Below are 16,192 nucleotides of genomic sequence, written 5' to 3'. Positions count from 1 at the left end.
CCCGCTTTCCAGGAGCACCCCCGATGCCCCGCACGCACGCGATCGAGGACTACCGCAACTTCGGCATCATGGCCCACATCGATGCCGGCAAGACCACGACGACCGAGCGGATCCTCTACTACACCGGCAAGTCCCATAAGATCGGCGAGGTCCACGAGGGCGCCGCCACGATGGACTGGATGGAGCAGGAGCAGGAGCGTGGCATCACGATCACCTCGGCCGCGACGACCTGCTTCTGGCGCGACAAGCGCCTGAACATCATCGACACTCCCGGCCACGTCGACTTCACCATCGAGGTCGAGCGCTCGCTGCGCGTGCTCGACGGTGCGGTCTGCGTGCTCGACGGCAACCAGGGCGTCGAGCCCCAGACCGAGACCGTGTGGCGCCAGGCCGACAAGTACGATGTCCCGCGCGTCGTCTTCGTCAACAAGATGGACAAGATCGGCGCCGACTTCTTCAAGTGCGTCGCCGACATCATCGACCGCGTCGCCGGCAAGCCGGTCTGCCTGCAGCTGCCGATCGGCTCCGAGAACAATTTCCGCGGCGTGATCGACCTGATCAAGATGAAGGCGATCGTGTGGTCGGGCGAGGCGCTCGGGGCCAACTTCTCCGAGGAGGCGATCCCGGCCGACCTCGCCGAGCAGGCGGCGGAGTACCGCACGAAGCTCATCGAGGCCTGCGTCGAGATGGACGACGACGCCATGACCGCCTACCTCGACGGCGTCGAGCCGGACGAGGACACGATGCGCCGGCTCGTGCGCACGGCGGTGCAGCGGCGCGCCTTCCACCCGGTGCTCTGCGGCTCGGCCTTCAAGAACAAGGGCGTGCAGCCCCTGCTCGACGCCGTGGTCGACTACCTGCCCTCGCCCGCCGACCGCGGCGAGATCAAGGGCATCGACTACAAGACCGAGGAGGAGGTCGTCCGCCGGCCGTCCGACGCCGAGCCCTTCTCGATGCTGGCGTTCAAGATCATGGACGACCCGCATGTCGGCACCATCACCTTCTGCCGCATCTATTCCGGCAAGGTCGAGTCGGGCGCCAACCTCCTGAACTCGACCCGCGACAAGCGCGAGCGCGTCGGCCGCATGCTGCTGATGCACGCCAACAACCGCGAGGACATCAAGGAGGCCTACGCGGGCGACATCGTGGCGCTGGCGGGCCTCAAGGACACCCGCACCGGCGACACGCTCTGCGACCCGACCAAGGCGGTGATCCTCGAGAAGATGGAGTTCCCCGAGCCGGTCATCGAGATCGCCGTCGAGCCGAAGTCGAAGGCGGACCAGGAGAAGCTCGGCATCGCGCTCTCGAAGCTCGCCGCCGAGGACCCGTCCTTCCGGGTCTCGACCGATCCGGAATCGGGCCAGACCATCCTGAAGGGGATGGGCGAGCTCCACCTCGACATCAAGGTCGACATCCTGAAGCGCACCTACAAGGTCGAGGCCAATATCGGCCAGCCGCAGGTCGCCTACCGGGAGAAGCTGACCCGCCGGACCGAGATCGACTACACCCACAAGAAGCAGACCGGCGGCACCGGTCAGTTCGCGCGGGTGAAGCTGGTGGTCGAGCCGAACGAGCCGGGCGCCGGCTACGCCTTCGAGTCGAAGATCGTCGGCGGCGCGGTGCCCAAGGAGTACGTCCCGGGCGTCGAGAAGGGCCTCAACAGCGTGCTCACCGCGGGCATCCTGGCGGGCTTCCCGGTGGTCGACATCAAGGTGGAGCTGATCGACGGCGCCTACCACGAGGTCGATTCGTCGGCGCTCGCCTTCGAGATCGCCTCGCGGGCGGCGCTCCGCGAGGCCCTTCAGAAGGGCGGCTCGGTCCTGCTCGAGCCGGTGATGAAGGTCGAGGTCGTGACCCCGGAGGATTACACCGGCTCGGTCATCGGCGACCTGAACTCCCGGCGCGGCCAGATCCAGGGCCAGGACATGCGCGGCAACGCCAACGTCATCAACGCGATGGTGCCGCTCGCGAACATGTTCGGCTACGTGAACCAGCTCCGCTCCTTCACCCAGGGGCGCGCGAACTTCACGATGCAGTTCGACCACTACGAGGAGGTCCCGCGCGGCGAGGCCGAGAAGGTGGTGGCGAAGTACGCCTGACGACCCCGAGGGCCCCGGCCGACGGCCGGGCGCCCCGACCCCGAGAGGGCCCGACGCGGCGACCCGCGCGGACCCGACCTGACCAGACAGATCGTGACGGAGATTGGCGATGGCGAAGGAAAAGTTTTCGCGGACGAAGCCGCACTGCAACATCGGGACGATCGGGCACGTTGACCACGGCAAGACGTCCCTGACGGCGGCGATCACGAAGGTGCTTGCGGAGGCGGGCGGGGCGACGTTCACGGCCTACGACCAGATCGACAAGGCGCCGGAGGAGAAGGCGCGGGGGATCACGATCTCGACGGCGCACGTGGAGTACGAGACGCCGAACCGTCACTACGCGCACGTGGACTGCCCCGGTCACGCGGACTACGTGAAGAACATGATCACCGGGGCGGCGCAGATGGACGGCGCGATCCTGGTGGTGTCGGCGGCGGACGGCCCGATGCCGCAGACGCGCGAGCACATCCTGCTGGCGCGGCAGGTCGGCGTTCCGGCGCTGGTGGTGTTCATGAACAAGGTCGACATGGTCGACGACCCGGAGCTTCTCGACCTTGTGGAGCTTGAGGTGCGGGAGCTTCTGTCGAAGTACGACTTCCCGGGCGACGACATCCCGATCACCAAGGGCTCGGCGCTGTGCGCGCTGGAGAACCGGGAGCCGAAGATCGGTCACGACGCGATCCTCGAGCTGATGAAGACGGTGGACGAGTACATCCCGCAGCCGGAGCGTCCGATCGACCTGCCGTTCCTGATGCCGATCGAGGACGTGTTCTCGATCTCGGGGCGCGGCACGGTGGTGACGGGCCGTGTCGAGCGCGGGATCATCAAGGTGGGCGAGGAGGTCGAGATCGTGGGGATCCGTCCGACCACCAAGACGACGGTGACGGGCGTGGAGATGTTCCGCAAGCTGCTGGACCAGGGCCAGGCCGGGGACAACGTCGGCGTGCTGCTTCGCGGGACCAAGCGGGAGGACGTCGAGCGCGGTCAGGTGGTGTGCAAGCCGGGCTCGGTGAAGCCGCACACGAAGTTCAAGGCGGAGGCGTACATCCTGACGAAGGAGGAGGGCGGGCGGCACACGCCGTTCTTCACGAACTACCGTCCGCAATTCTACTTCCGGACGACGGACGTGACCGGGGTGGTTCAGCTTCCCGAGGGCACCGAGATGGTGATGCCGGGCGACAACGTGACGATGGACGTGACGCTGATCGTGCCGGTGGCGATGGAGGAGAAGCTGCGCTTCGCCATCCGCGAGGGCGGCCGCACCGTCGGCGCCGGCGTCGTCGCCTCCATCTCCGAGTAACGAAGAGCCCGCTCAGAGCCAACGGGACAGGTGAGGGGGCGGGCCCTCGAGCCCGCCCCTTCCCCGTCGCGAGGACGAGAACATCATGAACGGCCAGAACATCCGCATTCGCCTGAAGGCGTTCGATCATCGCATCCTGGATTCGTCGACCCGCGAGATCGTCTCGACGGCGAAGCGGACCGGGGCCCAGGTCCGCGGGCCGATCCCGCTGCCGACCCGGATCGAGCGCTTCACCGTCAACCGCTCGCCCCACATCGACAAGAAGTCGCGCGAGCAGTTCGAGATGCGCACCCACAAGCGCGTGCTCGACATCGTCGACCCCACCCCGCAGACCGTGGACGCGCTGATGAAGCTCGACCTCGCCGCGGGCGTGGACGTGGAGATCAAGCTCTAGGATCCGGACGGATCGCTGGAGCTTCGGGCAGAACCGCGCGGGGGAGAACCATGCGCTCAGGAGTCATCGCACAGAAGGTCGGCATGACCCGCGTCTTCACGGACGCCGGCGAGCATGTTCCGGTCACCGTGCTCAAGGTCGATCAGTGCCAGGTGGTCGCCCACCGCACGGTCGAGAAGAACGGCTACGTCGCGCTGCAGGTCGGCGTCGGCAAGGCCAAGGTCAAGAACGTGTCCAAGGCCGAGCGCGGCCGCTTCGCGATCGCCAAGGTCGAGCCGAAGCGCAAGCTCGCCGAGTTCCGCGTGACCGAGGACGCGCTGATCCCGGTCGGCGCCGAGATCACCGCGGACCACTTCATCCCGGGCCAGTTCGTCGACGTGACGGGCACGACCACGGGCAAGGGCTTCGCCGGCGGCATGAAGCGCTGGAACTTCGGCGGCCTGCGCGCCACGCACGGCGTGTCGATCTCGCACCGCTCGATCGGCTCGACCGGCGGCCGCCAGGACCCGGGCAAGACCTTCAAGAACAAGAAGATGCCGGGCCATCTCGGCGTCGAGCGGGTCACGACCCAGAACCTGCGCGTCGTGCGCACCGATCCGGAGCGCGGCCTGATCCTGGTCGAGGGCGCGGTCCCGGGCGTGGCCGGCGGCTGGATCCAGATCCGCGACGCCGTGAAGCGCAAGCTGCCGGCCGAGGCGCCGATGCCGGGCAAGTTCCGCGAACTCGCCGACGGCGCGGCCCCGGCGGTGGACGCCGCCCCCGAGGCTCCGGCGGTTGAGGAGAACGCGTGATGAAGTTCGAGATCACGACCCTCGACGGCGGCGAGGCCGGTTCGGTCGAGGTCAACGAGGCCATCTTCGGGCTCGAGCCGCGCGCCGACCTGCTCCAGCGCTGCGTGCGCTGGCAGCTGGCCAAGCGCCAGGCCGGCACCCACAAGGTGAAGACCCGGTCCGAGATCAGCCGGACCACCAAGAAGATGTACAAGCAGAAGGGCACCGGCAACGCCCGCCACGGCGCCGCCTCGGCCCCGCAATTCCGCGGCGGCGCCCGGGCCTTCGGGCCGGTGGTGCGCTCCCACGCCCACGACCTTCCCAAGAAGGTGCGGGCGCTGGCGCTCCGCCACGCCCTCTCGGCCAAGGCGCGGGCCGCCTCCCTCGTCGTCGTCGACGACGTGCGGCTGGAGGACGGCAAGACCAAGGCCCTCAAGGACCGCTTCGGCGCACTCGGCTGGTCGAACGCGCTGATCATCGGCGGCGCCGAGGTGGACGAGAATTTCGGCCGCGCCGCGCGCAACCTGCCGTCCATCGACGTCCTGCCGGTGCAGGGCATCAACGTCTACGACATCCTGCGGCGCGACAAGCTCGTCCTGACGCGCGCGGCCGTCGATGCGCTGGAGGCGCGTTTCAAATGAGTGCGGATCCGCGCCACTACGACGTGATCGTCGCTCCGGTGATCACCGAGAAGGCCACCAACCTCTCGGAGCTGAACAAGGTGGTCTTCCGGGTCGCCCCGAAGGCCACCAAGCCGCAGATCAAGGAAGCGGTCGAGCGGCTGTTCGAGGTCAAGGTGAAGAGCGTCAACACGCTGATCACCAAGGGCAAGACCAAGATGTTCCGCGGGCAGCGGGGCCAGCGTTCGGACGTGAAGAAGGCGATCGTGACCCTCGAAGAGGGCCAGACGATCGACGTCACGACCGGGCTGTGACGGAACGGCGGTAAGGGAACACGACGATGGCTTTGAAGACATTCAAGCCGGTCACGCCGAGCCTTCGCCAGCTCGTGATCGTGGACCGGTCCGAGCTCTACAAGGGCAAGCCGGTGAAGGCGCTGACCGAGGGCAAGATCTCCTCCGGCGGCCGCAACAACCTCGGCCGGGTGACCGTCCGCTTCCGCGGCGGCGGCCACAAGCGCACCCTGCGCAACGTCGACTTCAAGCGGCGTGAATTCGCCGGCAAGGTCGGGACCGTGGAGCGGATCGAGTACGATCCGAACCGCACCGCCTTCATCGCCCTCGTGAGCTACGAGGGCGGCGGCCAGAGCTACATCCTGGCGCCGCAGCGCGTGAAGGCCGGCGACCGGGTGGTCTCGGGCGAGCAGGTCGACATCAAGCCGGGCAACGCCATGCCGATCGGCAACATGCCGGTGGGCACGATCGTCCACAATGTCGAGCTCAAGATCGGCAAGGGCGGGGCGCTGGCGCGCTCGGCGGGCAACTACGCCCAGATCGTCGGCCGCGACCAGGGCTACGTGACGCTGCGCCTCAACTCGGGCGAGCAGCGCCTCGTGCACGGCCAGTGCTACGCCACTGTGGGCGCGGTCTCGAACCCCGACCACATGAACATCTCGCTCGGCAAGGCGGGGCGCAAGCGCTGGCTCGGCCGGCGCCCGCACAACCGCGGCGTCGCGATGAACCCGATCGATCACCCGCACGGCGGCGGCGAGGGCCGCACCTCGGGCGGCCGTCACCCGGTCACCCCCTGGGGCTTCCCGACCAAGGGCAAGAAGACCCGCTCGAACAAGCGCACCGACACCTTCATCGTGTCGAGCCGCCACAACCGCAAGAAGTAAGGGCTTCGACCCATGGCACGTTCAGTCTGGAAGGGGCCGTTCGTCGACGGCTACCTCCTGAAGAAGGCGGAGACCGCGCGCGGCTCGACCCGCGCCGAGGTGATCAAGATCTGGAGCCGCCGCTCCACGATCCTTCCGCAGTTCGTTGGCCTGACCTTCGGGGTCTACAACGGGCAGAAGCACATCCCGGTCTACGTCACCGAGGAGATGGTCGGGCACAAGTTCGGCGAGTTCTCGCCGACCCGGACCTTCCACGGTCACGCGGCCGACAAGAAGGCGAAGAGGCGCTAAGATGGGCAAGGCAGCAGCACCCCGCGCGCTCCCCGAGAACGAGGCGAAGGCCGTCGCGCGCATGCTGCGCGTCAGCCCGCAGAAGCTCAACCTCGTCGCGCAGCTGATCCGGGGCAAGAAGGTGGCGAACGCGCTCGCCGACCTGCAGTTCTCGCGCAAGCGCATCGCGGTCGAGGTCCGGAAGTGCCTCGAGAGCGCGATCGCCAACGCCGAGAACAACCACGACCTCGACGTCGACGACCTCGTGGTCAAGGAGGCCTACGTGGGCAAGGCGCTGGTTCTCAAGCGATTCCACGCCCGCGCCCGCGGCCGGGGGGCCCGCATCCTGAAGCCGTTCGCGAACCTCACCATCGTGGTGCGTGAGGTCCGGGCCGAGGCCGCCTGAGGAGGAACTGATGGGACAGAAAGTCAATCCGATCGGTCTCCGGCTCGGCATCAACCGGACCTGGGACTCGCGCTGGTACGCGAACAAGGGCGAGTATGCCCGCCTCATGCACGAGGACGTCGCGATCCGCCAGGCGCTGATGAAGCAGCTCAAGCAGGCGGCGGTCTCCAAGATCGTGATCGAGCGCCCGCACCGGAAGTGCCGCGTCACCATCCACTCGGGCCGCCCGGGCGTGGTGATCGGCAAGAAGGGCGCGGACATCGAGAAGCTGCGCAAGCTCGTCGGCACGATGACCAAGGCCGACGTGACGATCAACATCATCGAGGTGCGCAAGCCCGAGATCGACGCGACGCTCGTCGCCGACTCGATCGCCCAGCAGCTCGAGCGCCGCGTCGCCTTCCGGCGGGCCATGAAGCGCGCCGTGCAATCGGCGATGCGCCTCGGCGCCGAGGGCATCCGCATCAACTGCTCGGGCCGCCTCGGCGGGGCCGAGATCGCGCGGCTCGAATGGTACCGCGAGGGCCGGGTGCCGCTGCACACCCTGCGCGCCGACGTCGATTACGGCACGGCGACGGCCTTCACCACCTACGGCACCTGCGGGATCAAGGTGTGGGTGTTCAAGGGCGAGATCCTCGAGCACGACCCGATGGCCCAGGACAAGCGGGCCCAGGAGGAGGGCGGCCGCTCGGGCGGGCGTCGCGACCGTGATCGTGAGCGTGGCGACCGGGATCGCGACCGCGGCGATCGCGGCGGGCGCGACGCGGCCTGATCGGCTCACGCCCGCTGGAGTTTGAGAGACAGCCATGCTGCAACCCAAGAAGACGAAGTTCCGCAAGCAGTTCAAGGGCCGCATCCACGGCACCGCGAAGGGCGGGACGGACCTGAACTTCGGCTCCTACGGCCTCAAGGCCCTGGAGCCCGAGCGCGTCACCGCGCGCCAGATCGAGGCGGCCCGCCGCGCGATCACCCGCGAGATGAAGCGCCAGGGCCGCGTGTGGATCCGGATCTTCCCGGACGTGCCCGTGACCCAGAAGCCGACCGAGGTCCGCATGGGCTCGGGCAAGGGCTCGCCCGAGTACTGGGCGGCCCGCGTCCACCCGGGCCGGGTCATGTTCGAGATCGACGGCGTCGCCGAGGACATCGCCCGCGAGGCGCTGCGCCTCGGCGCCGCCAAGCTGCCGGTCCGCACGCGCTTCATCCAGCGCATCGCGGATTGAGGGAGGCCCAACCATGAAGTCGTCCCAGCGACTGTCTGATCTGAGCGCGATGTCGCCCGATCAGCTCGGCGAGGAGCTCGTCAACCTGAAGAAGGAGCAGTTCAACCTGCGCTTCCAGCGGGCGACGGGTCAGCTCGAGAACGTCGCGCGCATCCGCGAGGTGCGCCGCGACATCGCCCGCGTCCGGACCCTGCAGCGCCGCAAGACGCTGCAGGCGGCGCAAGGCTAAGGAGAGAAGCCCATGCCGAAGCGCGTGCTGCAGGGCGTCGTCGTCAGCGACAAGCAGGACAAGACCATCGTGGTCAAGGTGGAGCGCCGCTTCACCCACCCGGTGATGAAGAAGACCGTCCGGCGGTCGAAGAACTACCACGCCCACGACGAGAACAACGCGGCCAAGGTCGGCCAGACGGTGTTCATCGAGGAGTCGCGGCCGTTCTCCAAGCTCAAGACCTGGCGGCTGGTCGAGGGCGAGGCGCGGGACGTGGCGGCCACCGAGGCGTGAGGCGCGGCGCCGCTCCCCCCGCGGGGGAGCGGGCACCTCGCGCCGGCACCGGATTGCCGCTTGCCATCGGGGCCGATCCGGTGTAACCGACCGGCCTCCACGACAGCTGACCGGGTGTTCGCGCCCATCGTCGCGATCGTTGACCGCGCCGGCCCCGATGCCGCAGCGCGGTCGTTTCAATGGCGGGGACGTCAGATCCCCATCAGGCTGCCGTCCGCGCCGCATGCCGCGCCGCGGAGACCTGCCTGAAACAAGGAAAGGGTGTTGGGCCGTGATCCAGATGCAAACGAATCTGGACGTCGCCGACAATTCCGGTGCGCGTCGCGTGATGTGCATCAAGGTGCTCGGCGGATCCAAGCGGAAATACGCCGGCGTCGGCGACATCATCGTGGTGTCGGTGAAGGAGGCGATTCCGCGCGGGCGCGTCAAGAAGGGCGACGTCATGAAGGCCGTCGTCGTGCGCACCGCCAAGGACGTGCGCCGTCCGGACGGGTCGGTGATCCGCTTCGACCGCAACGCGGCCGTGCTGATCAACAACCAGAAGGAGCCGATCGGGACCCGCATCTTCGGACCGGTGCCGCGCGAGCTGCGCGCGCGCAACCACATGAAGATTATCTCGCTCGCCCCGGAGGTGCTGTGATGGCCGCCAAGGTGAAGAAGGGCGACAAGGTCGTCGTCCTGACCGGGCGCGACAAGGGCCGCACCGGCGAAGTGATCCAGGTGATGCCGAAGGAGAACCGCGCGCTGGTCCGCGGGGTGAACCTGGTGAAGCGCCACCAGCGCCAGACCCAGACGCAGGAGGGCGGCATCATCTCGAAGGAGGCCGCGATCGACCTGTCGAACCTCGCGGTCGCCGACCCCAAGGACGGCAAGCCGACCCGGGTCGGGTTCCGCATCCTGGAGGACGGGCGCAAGGTGCGCTTCGCGAAGCGCTCGGGAGATCTGATCGATGGCTGAGGCGCGCAAGGACGGCTACACGCCGCGACTGCGGAAGCACTACGACGAGGTCGTGCGTGCGAAGATGATCCAGGAGTTCGGCTACACGAACCCCATGCAGGTGCCCACGATCGAGAAGATCACGATCAACATGGGCGTCGGGGAGTCGACCCAGGATTCCAAGAAGGCGACCGTGGCGGCCGAGGATCTCGGCCTGATCGCCGGCCAGAAGCCGGTCATCACCCGGGCCCGCAAGGCCATCGCGACCTTCAAGGTGCGCGAGAACATGCCGATCGGCTGCAAGGTCACCCTGCGCCGCCAGCGCATGTACGAGTTCATGGACCGCCTGATCACCATCGCGCTGCCGCGCGTGCGCGATTTCCGCGGCCTGAACCCGAAATCCTTCGACGGGCGCGGCAACTACGCGCTCGGCCTTCGCGAGCACCTCGTGTTCCCGGAGATCAACTACGACAAGGCGCAGAACGCCTGGGGCATGGACATCGTCGTCACCACGACGGCGAAGACCGATGCCGAGGCCCGCGCCCTGCTCAAGCACTTCAACTTCCCGTTCCGGCAGTGAGGGGCGGCTAGCCCCTCAGACGCGGCAACCGGAGAGCGACAGACATGGCCAAGAAGAGCAAGATCGAGAGAAACAAGCAGCGGGTGGCGCTGGTGAAGCGCTACGCCGCCAAGCGCGAGGCGCTGCTGTCGACGGCGAACGACGAGTCGCTGCCGATGGAGGACCGCTTCGAGGCGCGCCTCAAGCTGGCGGAGCTGCCCCGCAACGCCAACCCCACCCGCATCCGCAATCGCTGCGCGATGACCGGCCGTCCCCGGGCCTATTACCGCAAGCTCGGCATCTCGCGTGTCGCGCTGCGGGACCTCGGCTCCCGCGGGATGATCCCCGGCCTCGTGAAGTCCAGCTGGTGAGGGGAGGGCACAGCCGATGATCACCGATCCCGTGGGCGATATGCTCACCCGCATCCGCAACGGTCAGCAGCGCCGCCGCAACGTGGTGCAGACGCCGGGCTCCAAGCTCCGCGCCCGCATCCTCGACGTGCTGAAGTCCGAGGGCTACATCCGCGACTACGCGACCACCGATTACGGCAATGGGCGCACCGAGTTCGCGATCGAGCTCAAGTACCATGACGGCCAGCCCGTGATCCGCTCGATCGAGCGCGTCTCGAAGCCCGGCCGCCGGGTCTATTCGTCGGTCGATACCCTGCCGCGCGTCGCCGACGGCCTGGGCGTCACCATCGTGTCCACTCCGCTGGGCGTCATGGCCGACCACGAGGCGCGCGAGCGCAACGTCGGCGGCGAGGTGCTCTGCAAGGTCTTCTGACCGGCAGACCCCACCCGACGAGGAGAGACGAACATGTCCCGCGTAGGCAAGAAGCCCGTGACCGTCCCGGCCGGCGTCACCGCCACGGTCGACGGCCAGAACGTGAAGATCAAGGGCGCGAAGGGCGAATTGTCGTTCCGCGTGCCCGACCTGGTCGAGGTCAGCCACGCCGACGGCGCGATCTCGGTCCAGCCCCGCAGCCAGACCAAGGAGGCCCGCGCGATGTGGGGCCTCTCGCGGGCCCAGGTCGCCAACCTCATCGAGGGCGTGACCAAGGGCTTCGAGAAGAAGCTGGAGATCAACGGCGTCGGCTACCGCGCCGCGGTCGCCGGCAAGGTGCTCAAGCTGTCGCTCGGCTACAGCCACGACGTCGAGTACGAGATCCCGGCCGGGATCACGATCACCACCCCGCGTCCGGTGGAGATCATCGTGGCCGGCATCGACAAGCAGCGCGTCGGACAGATCGCCGCCGAGATCCGCGAGTATCGCGGACCGGAGCCCTACAAGGGCAAGGGCGTGAAGTACTCCGACGAGTTCATCTTCCGCAAGGAAGGCAAGAAGAAGTAAGGGCGGCCGACGATGTCTCGCAAAATCGACCTGCTCGACCGGCGCCGCGCGCGCGTCCGCCGGGCGCTCCGCGCGGCGGCGAATGGCCGTCCGCGCCTCTCGGTCTTCCGCTCCTCGAAGCAGATCTACGTCCAGGTCATCGACGACGCGAGCGGGCGCACGCTCGCGGCGGCGTCGAGCCTCGACAAGGACCTGCGCGCCCGTCTGAAGACCGGCGCCGACAAGGCGGCGGCGCTCGAGGTCGGCAAGCTGGTGGCGGAGCGCGCCAAGGCGGCCGGGGTCACCAAGGTGATCTTCGACCGCTCGGGCTACCTCTACCACGGCCGCGTCAAGGCGCTGGCCGACGCCGCCCGCGAGGGCGGCCTCGAGTTCTGATCCGGGGGCGGGGCCGCGCAGGGGCCCCGCGCCAACGGCGGACATAAGCACATCATGCGAGCGGGACCGCCGCCCGCGCCAGTGAACCGGAAGTGATCTGATGGCACGTGAACGTGAGGGTCGCCGTCGCGACGAGCGCGAGGAGCGCGATACCGAATTCGTGGACCGGCTGGTCCACATCAACCGCGTCGCCAAGGTGGTGAAGGGCGGCCGGCGCTTCGGCTTCGCCGCCCTCGTCGTCGTCGGCGACCAGAAGGGCCGGGTCGGCTTCGGCCACGGCAAGGCCCGCGAGGTGCCCGAGGCGATCCGCAAGGCCACCGAGGCGGCCAAGCGCGGCCTGATCCGGGTGGCCCTGCGCGAGGGCCGCACGCTCCACCACGACGTCGCCGGCCGCCACGGCTCCGGCAAGGTCATCCTGCGCGCCGCCCCCCAGGGCACCGGCATCATCGCGGGCGGCCCGATGCGCGCCGTGTTCGAGTCGGTGGGCATGCAGGACGTGGTGGCGAAGTCGCTCGGCTCGTCGAACCCCTACAACCTGATCCGCGCCACGTTCGACGCGCTCAAGCGCGAGGATTCCCCGCGGGCGGTGGCGGCGCGCCGCGGCCTCAAGGTGTCGGCCCTGCAGGCCCGCCGCCGCGACGCCGAGCCGGGCTCGGCCGATTCGGCCGACGCGGCGTAAGGAGGGCGGCATGGCAGAGAAGACCGTGCGGGTTCAGCAGATCGGCTCGCCGATCCGCCGCGAGGCCAGCCAGCGCGAGACGCTGATCGGCCTCAAGCTGAACAAGCTCCACCGCATCGCCGAATTGCCGGACACCCCGTCCGTGCGCGGCATGATCGCGAAGGTGCATCACCTCGTGCGCGTCCTCGACGGCGCGGCGTGAGGAGGGCGTCATGAAGCTGAACGAGATTCGCGACAACGAGGGCGCGACCAAGGACCGGATGCGCGTCGGACGCGGCATCGGGTCGGGCAAGGGCAAGACCGCGGGCCGCGGCGTGAAGGGTCAGAAGGCCCGCACCGGCGTGGCCATCAAGGGCTTCGAGGGCGGTCAGATGCCGCTGCATCGTCGCCTGCCGAAGCGCGGCTTCAACAACCCGGGCGCGACCGACCTCAACGAGGTCAATGTCGGGCGCATCCAGCAGGCGGTCGATTCCGGCAAGCTCGATCCGAGCGCGCCCGTCACCGTCGAGGCGCTGGTCGCCGCCGGCGTGGTCTCGCGGGTGCGCGACGGCGTGAAGATCCTGGGCGTCGGCGAGCTCACCGCCTCCCTGACCTTCCAGGTCGCCCGCGCCTCCAAGTCGGCCGTCGCGGCCATCGAGAAGGCCGGGGGCTCCGTCACCCAGTCGCTCGCCGCGACCGACGGCGCGGTTGCGTCCGCGTAGGGCAGACCTTAAGTCGATCGAGATCGGCGGCGGCCCGTGCGTGCAGCGCGAGGCCGCCGTCTCCGTTTCTGAACGCGATTCGTCGCCGCCGCTCCTCCAAGGACCCTGTCATGGCCTCTGCAGCCGAGCAGCTCGCCGCAAACCTGAACTTCGGCGCCATCGCCAAGGCGGACGAGCTCAAGAAGCGCATCTGGTTCACCCTGGGCGCCCTGATCGTGTACCGGCTCGGGACCTACATCCCGCTGCCCGGCATCGACCCCGACGCGCTCCGGCAGAGCTTCGCCAATGCGCAGGGCGGCGTGCTCGGCCTGTTCAACATGTTCTCGGGCGGGGCGGTCGAGCGCATGGCGATCTTCGCGCTCAACATCATGCCCTACATCTCGGCCTCGATCATCGTGCAGCTCCTCACCTCGGTGCTGCCCTCGCTCGAAGCCCTCAAGAAGGAGGGCGAGTCCGGCCGCAAGGTGCTCAACCAGTACACCCGCTACCTCACGGTGGTGCTGGCGATCTTCCAGGCCTGGGGCATCGCGGTGGGCCTGCAGAGCTCGGGCGGCATCGTGCAGGAGCCCGGCCTGTTCTTCGCGATCTCGACGGTGATCACGCTGACCGGCGGCACGCTGTTCCTGATGTGGATCGGCGAGCAGATCACCTCGCGCGGCATCGGCAACGGCTCGTCGCTGATCATCTTCGCGGGCATCGTCGCGCACCTGCCCTCGGCCATCGCCGGCACGCTGGAGCTCGGCCGCCAGGGCGCGCTCTCGACCGCCGTGATCCTCGGCGTGGCCGTCATGGCCACCGCGGTGGTCTACTTCATCGTCTTCATGGAGCGCGCCCAGCGCCGCCTGCTGATCAACTACCCCAAGCGCCAGGTCGGCAACCGCATGTACGAGGGGCAGACCTCGTTCATGCCGCTCAAGCTCAACACGCCGGGCGTGATCCCGCCGATCTTCGCCTCCTCGCTGCTGCTGCTGCCGGCCACCGCGGCGAGCTTCCAGAGCGACCCGAGCGGCACCGGCATCGTCGCCACGCTGGCGACCTATCTGGGCCATGGCCGGCCGCTCTACATGGTGCTGTACGCCGCCCTGATCATCTTCTTCGCCTTCTTCTACACGGCGGTGGTGTTCAATCCGCAGGAGACGGCCGACAACCTCAAGAAGCATGGCGGCTTCATCCCGGGCATCCGGCCGGGTGAGCGCACGGCCGAGTACATCGACAAGGTGCTGAGCCGCGTCACCGTGATCGGCGCCGCCTACCTCACCCTGATCTGCCTGATCCCGGAGATCCTGGTCTCCTACGCGTCGCTGCCGTTCTACTTCGGCGGCACCTCGCTGCTGATCGTCGTCTCGGTCACGATGGACACCGTTGCACAAGTCCACGGACACCTGCTGGCGCATCAGTACGAGGGGCTGGTGAAGAAGGCGAAGCTGCGCGGCGCGCGCCGCCGTTAGTCCATAGTCGGGGGCCGGGTGGGTATCGCGATCCGGCCGGACCGATCATCATTGGCCGGTTGCCGACTCGGCGCTTATGCTCGGGTGGTCGGCACCTGGTCGGATCCGAGGTCGGCCGCACGCGTGAGAACAATCGGCCCCAAGGCGGACGCCACCGCCCGCGGGGTCCAAGGGAGAGACAGGTTATGCGGATCATTCTCCTCGGCCCGCCGGGTGCCGGGAAGGGCACGCAATCGGCGCGGATCGTCGAGCGGTTCGGGATTCCCCAACTCTCGACCGGGGACATGCTGCGCGCCGCGGTGGCGGCGGGCACGCCGGTCGGCCTCCAGGCCAAGAGCATCATGGAGAGCGGCGGCCTCGTGCCGGACGAGGTGGTGATCGGCATCGTGGGCGACCGCATCGAGGAGCCGGATGCCCGCAAGGGGTTCATCCTCGACGGCTTTCCCCGCACCGTGGCGCAGGCCAAGGCCCTCGACGCGCTCCTCGCCGGGAAGGGGCTGCGGCTCGACGCGGTGATCGAGTTCAAGGTCGACGAGGCCGCGCTGGTCGGCCGCATCGCCAACCGCGCCGCCGAGACCCTGGCCCGCGGCGAGGTGGTGCGCAAGGACGACACCCCGGAGGTGTTCAAGACCCGCCTCGACGCCTATCGCAGCCTGACCGCCCCCCTCTCGGAATATTATGCGGGGACCGGCCTGCTGCGGCCGATCGACGGCATGGCGCCGATCGACCAGGTGAGCCGCGAGATCGAAGCGTTGCTCGGCGGCCTTCAGCCGGTCTCGGCGTGAGGCGGGCGCGGACATGCCGGTTGACAAGCCGGGGCGTCCGCGCTAGGCGACCCTCCTTCGTTCAGGCATGGACGGCCCGGCGGTCTCCTCGGAGGCCGCTCGGGCCGATTTGTCGTCGGGACGGCGCGCAGGGGCCGGGCTCCACCGGACGCGCGCGATCACCCTGAAGACCGTCCGCGAGGGCTCGCCGCCCCGGACGCGATGGAGAGCACACCAGTGGCCCGTATCGCAGGCGTCAACATCCCGACCAACAAGCGCGTCGTCATCGCGCTCCAGTACATCCACGGCATCGGCCCCAAGAAGGCCGAGGAGATCACCGAGAAGGTCGGGATCCCGGCCGAGCGCCGCGTCAACCAGCTGACCGACGCCGAAGTGCTGCAGATCCGCGAGGCCATCGACCGCGACTACGTGGTGGAGGGCGACCTCCGCCGCGAGGTCGCGATGAACATCAAGCGCCTGATGGACCTCGGCTGCTACCGCGGCCTGCGGCACCGCCGCAACCTGCCGGTCCGCGGCCAGCGCACCCACACCAACGCCCGCACCCGCAAGGGCAAGGCGAAGCCGATCGCCGGCAAGAAGAAGTGATCCGCGGCGGGGAGGGGCC

Annotated in this window: 26 protein-coding genes; all 26 read left to right on the top strand. The window is 68.6% G+C overall.

The window, feature by feature from the left end:
• Positions 1-23 precede the first annotated feature (23 nt).
• The 26 genes from fusA (at position 24) to rpsM (ending at position 16,173) form a co-directional block, all read left to right on the top strand.
• Positions 24-2,099 carry an elongation factor G gene (gene fusA, locus M446_RS01725; protein WP_012330345.1) on the top strand — a complete coding sequence of 692 codons (2,076 nt, stop codon included), beginning with the start codon at positions 24-26 and terminating at the stop codon, positions 2,097-2,099.
• 109 nt (positions 2,100-2,208) lie between these two features.
• Positions 2,209-3,399: an elongation factor Tu gene (gene tuf, locus M446_RS01720; protein ID WP_012330344.1), complete on the top strand. Its 1,191-nt coding sequence runs from the start codon at positions 2,209-2,211 to the stop codon at positions 3,397-3,399.
• Between the two features lie 85 nt (positions 3,400-3,484).
• Positions 3,485-3,793 carry a 30S ribosomal protein S10 gene (gene rpsJ / locus M446_RS01715; protein ID WP_012330343.1) on the top strand — a complete coding sequence of 103 codons (309 nt, stop codon included), beginning with the start codon at positions 3,485-3,487 and terminating at the stop codon, positions 3,791-3,793.
• A 50-nt stretch (positions 3,794-3,843) separates the two neighbouring features.
• Complete coding sequence (gene rplC, locus M446_RS01710) at positions 3,844-4,584, top strand: 50S ribosomal protein L3 (protein WP_012330342.1); 741 nt, start codon at positions 3,844-3,846, stop codon at positions 4,582-4,584.
• Complete coding sequence (gene rplD, locus M446_RS01705; RefSeq protein WP_012330341.1) at positions 4,584-5,204, top strand: 50S ribosomal protein L4; 621 nt, start codon at positions 4,584-4,586, stop codon at positions 5,202-5,204. The genes rplC and rplD overlap by 1 nt, the downstream gene beginning before the upstream one ends.
• Positions 5,201-5,497: a 50S ribosomal protein L23 gene (locus M446_RS01700; protein WP_012330340.1), complete on the top strand. Its 297-nt coding sequence runs from the start codon at positions 5,201-5,203 to the stop codon at positions 5,495-5,497. The genes rplD and M446_RS01700 overlap by 4 nt, the downstream gene beginning before the upstream one ends.
• 26 nt (positions 5,498-5,523) lie before the next feature.
• Entirely contained in the window at positions 5,524-6,360 is an 837-nt protein-coding gene (gene rplB, locus M446_RS01695; protein WP_012330339.1) for a 50S ribosomal protein L2, read from the top strand.
• A gap of 12 nt (positions 6,361-6,372) precedes the next feature.
• Complete coding sequence (gene rpsS / locus M446_RS01690; protein ID WP_012330338.1) at positions 6,373-6,651, top strand: 30S ribosomal protein S19; 279 nt, start codon at positions 6,373-6,375, stop codon at positions 6,649-6,651.
• Between the two features lies 1 nt (position 6,652).
• Positions 6,653-7,036 (top strand): 50S ribosomal protein L22, encoded by a 384-nt coding sequence (rplV, locus tag M446_RS01685; protein WP_012330337.1) that lies wholly within the window; start codon positions 6,653-6,655, stop codon positions 7,034-7,036.
• A 10-nt stretch (positions 7,037-7,046) separates the two neighbouring features.
• Positions 7,047-7,805 (top strand): 30S ribosomal protein S3, encoded by a 759-nt coding sequence (gene rpsC / locus M446_RS01680; RefSeq protein WP_012330336.1) that lies wholly within the window; start codon positions 7,047-7,049, stop codon positions 7,803-7,805.
• A gap of 34 nt (positions 7,806-7,839) precedes the next feature.
• Entirely contained in the window at positions 7,840-8,253 is a 414-nt protein-coding gene (gene rplP / locus M446_RS01675) for a 50S ribosomal protein L16 (RefSeq protein WP_012330335.1), read from the top strand.
• 13 nt (positions 8,254-8,266) lie between these two features.
• Positions 8,267-8,482 carry a 50S ribosomal protein L29 gene (gene rpmC / locus M446_RS01670; RefSeq protein ID WP_012330334.1) on the top strand — a complete coding sequence of 72 codons (216 nt, stop codon included), beginning with the start codon at positions 8,267-8,269 and terminating at the stop codon, positions 8,480-8,482.
• A gap of 12 nt (positions 8,483-8,494) precedes the next feature.
• Positions 8,495-8,755: a 30S ribosomal protein S17 gene (gene rpsQ / locus M446_RS01665; RefSeq protein WP_012330333.1), complete on the top strand. Its 261-nt coding sequence runs from the start codon at positions 8,495-8,497 to the stop codon at positions 8,753-8,755.
• A gap of 271 nt (positions 8,756-9,026) precedes the next feature.
• Positions 9,027-9,395, top strand: coding sequence for a 50S ribosomal protein L14 (rplN, locus tag M446_RS01660; RefSeq protein WP_012330332.1), 369 nt, complete (start codon positions 9,027-9,029; stop codon positions 9,393-9,395).
• Complete coding sequence (rplX, locus tag M446_RS01655) at positions 9,395-9,712, top strand: 50S ribosomal protein L24 (RefSeq protein ID WP_012330331.1); 318 nt, start codon at positions 9,395-9,397, stop codon at positions 9,710-9,712. The genes rplN and rplX overlap by 1 nt, the downstream gene beginning before the upstream one ends.
• Positions 9,705-10,271 carry a 50S ribosomal protein L5 gene (rplE, locus tag M446_RS01650; protein ID WP_012330330.1) on the top strand — a complete coding sequence of 189 codons (567 nt, stop codon included), beginning with the start codon at positions 9,705-9,707 and terminating at the stop codon, positions 10,269-10,271. The genes rplX and rplE overlap by 8 nt, the downstream gene beginning before the upstream one ends.
• A 44-nt stretch (positions 10,272-10,315) precedes the next feature.
• Positions 10,316-10,621: a 30S ribosomal protein S14 gene (gene rpsN, locus M446_RS01645; RefSeq protein ID WP_012330329.1), complete on the top strand. Its 306-nt coding sequence runs from the start codon at positions 10,316-10,318 to the stop codon at positions 10,619-10,621.
• Between the two features lie 16 nt (positions 10,622-10,637).
• The gene (rpsH, locus tag M446_RS01640; protein ID WP_012330328.1) at positions 10,638-11,033 is read left to right on the top strand and encodes a 30S ribosomal protein S8; all 396 of its coding nucleotides are present in this window, start codon (positions 10,638-10,640) and stop codon (positions 11,031-11,033) included.
• 33 nt (positions 11,034-11,066) lie between these two features.
• The gene (gene rplF / locus M446_RS01635; RefSeq protein WP_012330327.1) at positions 11,067-11,600 is read left to right on the top strand and encodes a 50S ribosomal protein L6; all 534 of its coding nucleotides are present in this window, start codon (positions 11,067-11,069) and stop codon (positions 11,598-11,600) included.
• A gap of 12 nt (positions 11,601-11,612) precedes the next feature.
• Positions 11,613-11,975, top strand: a complete 363-nt coding sequence (gene rplR / locus M446_RS01630; protein ID WP_012330326.1) for a 50S ribosomal protein L18 — start codon at positions 11,613-11,615, stop codon at positions 11,973-11,975.
• A gap of 100 nt (positions 11,976-12,075) precedes the next feature.
• Positions 12,076-12,654 (top strand): 30S ribosomal protein S5, encoded by a 579-nt coding sequence (rpsE, locus tag M446_RS01625; RefSeq protein WP_012330325.1) that lies wholly within the window; start codon positions 12,076-12,078, stop codon positions 12,652-12,654.
• 10 nt (positions 12,655-12,664) lie between these two features.
• A complete protein-coding gene (gene rpmD / locus M446_RS01620) occupies positions 12,665-12,856 on the top strand; it encodes a 50S ribosomal protein L30 (protein ID WP_012330324.1) in 192 nt (63 codons plus the stop codon).
• Positions 12,857-12,866: 10 nt separating this feature from the next.
• On the top strand, positions 12,867-13,355 hold the full coding sequence (rplO, locus tag M446_RS01615) for a 50S ribosomal protein L15 (RefSeq protein WP_012330323.1): 489 nt from the start codon (positions 12,867-12,869) through the stop codon (positions 13,353-13,355).
• Between the two features lie 110 nt (positions 13,356-13,465).
• A complete protein-coding gene (gene secY / locus M446_RS01610) occupies positions 13,466-14,803 on the top strand; it encodes a preprotein translocase subunit SecY (protein WP_012330322.1) in 1,338 nt (445 codons plus the stop codon).
• A 185-nt stretch (positions 14,804-14,988) separates the two neighbouring features.
• Entirely contained in the window at positions 14,989-15,588 is a 600-nt protein-coding gene (locus M446_RS01605) for an adenylate kinase (protein ID WP_012330321.1), read from the top strand.
• Between the two features lie 216 nt (positions 15,589-15,804).
• On the top strand, positions 15,805-16,173 hold the full coding sequence (gene rpsM, locus M446_RS01600; RefSeq protein ID WP_012330320.1) for a 30S ribosomal protein S13: 369 nt from the start codon (positions 15,805-15,807) through the stop codon (positions 16,171-16,173).
• The last annotated feature ends 19 nt before the right edge of the window (positions 16,174-16,192 follow it).

Origin of the sequence: Methylobacterium sp. 4-46 (assembly GCF_000019365.1) — a bacterium.
In the GTDB taxonomy this organism is placed as follows: Bacteria; Pseudomonadota; Alphaproteobacteria; order Rhizobiales; family Beijerinckiaceae; genus Methylobacterium.
Note: the sequence above shows the minus strand (reverse complement) of the source record. Positions and strands in the feature narration are given on the sequence as shown.

What these genes read in the sequence shown, in the direction of transcription:
- tuf (WP_012330344.1), top strand. Translation starts at nt 2,209, where the DNA reads ATGGCGAAGGAAAAGTTTTCGCGGACGAAGCCGCACTGCAACATCGGG.
- rpsQ (WP_012330333.1), top strand. Translation starts at nt 8,495, where the DNA reads ATGCCGAAGCGCGTGCTGCAGGGCGTCGTCGTCAGCGACAAGCAGGAC.
- secY (WP_012330322.1), top strand. Translation starts at nt 13,466, where the DNA reads ATGGCCTCTGCAGCCGAGCAGCTCGCCGCAAACCTGAACTTCGGCGCC.
- rplE (WP_012330330.1), top strand. Translation starts at nt 9,705, where the DNA reads ATGGCTGAGGCGCGCAAGGACGGCTACACGCCGCGACTGCGGAAGCAC.
- rplR (WP_012330326.1), top strand. Translation starts at nt 11,613, where the DNA reads ATGTCTCGCAAAATCGACCTGCTCGACCGGCGCCGCGCGCGCGTCCGC.
- rpsH (WP_012330328.1), top strand. Translation starts at nt 10,638, where the DNA reads ATGATCACCGATCCCGTGGGCGATATGCTCACCCGCATCCGCAACGGT.
- rpmC (WP_012330334.1), top strand. Translation starts at nt 8,267, where the DNA reads ATGAAGTCGTCCCAGCGACTGTCTGATCTGAGCGCGATGTCGCCCGAT.
- rpsS (WP_012330338.1), top strand. Translation starts at nt 6,373, where the DNA reads ATGGCACGTTCAGTCTGGAAGGGGCCGTTCGTCGACGGCTACCTCCTG.
- rplB (WP_012330339.1), top strand. Translation starts at nt 5,524, where the DNA reads ATGGCTTTGAAGACATTCAAGCCGGTCACGCCGAGCCTTCGCCAGCTC.
- rpsE (WP_012330325.1), top strand. Translation starts at nt 12,076, where the DNA reads ATGGCACGTGAACGTGAGGGTCGCCGTCGCGACGAGCGCGAGGAGCGC.
- rplO (WP_012330323.1), top strand. Translation starts at nt 12,867, where the DNA reads ATGAAGCTGAACGAGATTCGCGACAACGAGGGCGCGACCAAGGACCGG.
- fusA (WP_012330345.1), top strand. Translation starts at nt 24, where the DNA reads ATGCCCCGCACGCACGCGATCGAGGACTACCGCAACTTCGGCATCATG.
- M446_RS01700 (WP_012330340.1), top strand. Translation starts at nt 5,201, where the DNA reads ATGAGTGCGGATCCGCGCCACTACGACGTGATCGTCGCTCCGGTGATC.
- rplD (WP_012330341.1), top strand. Translation starts at nt 4,584, where the DNA reads ATGAAGTTCGAGATCACGACCCTCGACGGCGGCGAGGCCGGTTCGGTC.
- rpsC (WP_012330336.1), top strand. Translation starts at nt 7,047, where the DNA reads ATGGGACAGAAAGTCAATCCGATCGGTCTCCGGCTCGGCATCAACCGG.
- rpmD (WP_012330324.1), top strand. Translation starts at nt 12,665, where the DNA reads ATGGCAGAGAAGACCGTGCGGGTTCAGCAGATCGGCTCGCCGATCCGC.
- rpsJ (WP_012330343.1), top strand. Translation starts at nt 3,485, where the DNA reads ATGAACGGCCAGAACATCCGCATTCGCCTGAAGGCGTTCGATCATCGC.
- rpsN (WP_012330329.1), top strand. Translation starts at nt 10,316, where the DNA reads ATGGCCAAGAAGAGCAAGATCGAGAGAAACAAGCAGCGGGTGGCGCTG.
- rplF (WP_012330327.1), top strand. Translation starts at nt 11,067, where the DNA reads ATGTCCCGCGTAGGCAAGAAGCCCGTGACCGTCCCGGCCGGCGTCACC.
- M446_RS01605 (WP_012330321.1), top strand. Translation starts at nt 14,989, where the DNA reads ATGCGGATCATTCTCCTCGGCCCGCCGGGTGCCGGGAAGGGCACGCAA.
- rplV (WP_012330337.1), top strand. Translation starts at nt 6,653, where the DNA reads ATGGGCAAGGCAGCAGCACCCCGCGCGCTCCCCGAGAACGAGGCGAAG.
- rplX (WP_012330331.1), top strand. Translation starts at nt 9,395, where the DNA reads ATGGCCGCCAAGGTGAAGAAGGGCGACAAGGTCGTCGTCCTGACCGGG.
- rplC (WP_012330342.1), top strand. Translation starts at nt 3,844, where the DNA reads ATGCGCTCAGGAGTCATCGCACAGAAGGTCGGCATGACCCGCGTCTTC.
- rplP (WP_012330335.1), top strand. Translation starts at nt 7,840, where the DNA reads ATGCTGCAACCCAAGAAGACGAAGTTCCGCAAGCAGTTCAAGGGCCGC.